The sequence below is a fragment of the Pontimicrobium sp. MEBiC06410 genome, assembly GCF_053601615.1.
This window is the reverse complement of sequence record NZ_JBSHNT010000071.1, coordinates 1-252: the sequence shown is the minus strand read 5'-3', so window position 1 is coordinate 252 and position 252 is coordinate 1. Positions and strand designations below refer to the sequence as shown.

Here is a 252-nt window from a genome sequence, read left to right as displayed (position 1 = left end):
GTCTGTAAATATCTCAATATCTGCAGGTGCAGTAAATGTTGGTACGATATTATCAGACACCGTGATGGTTTGTGTTTGTTCTGGCGCAGTGTTACCACAGCTATCTGTTAATGTCCATGTTCTTGTGATTACGAATGATCCTTCGCAAGTTCCAGCGACTATAGTGTCTGTATAGGTCGGGTCTAGTGTTGCAGAACAGTTGTCATTTTCATCAGTAACATCTCCTGTAATGTTTACTCCAGCATCGTAGTT

1 protein-coding gene is annotated in these 252 nt (G+C 41.3%); it reads right to left on the bottom strand.

Features of this window, described 5'->3' with window-relative positions; all coding sequences use genetic code 11:
* A partial coding sequence (locus ACVC08_RS00460; RefSeq protein WP_452600551.1) for an HYR-like domain-containing protein occupies positions 1–252 on the bottom strand: 252 nt, incomplete at both ends.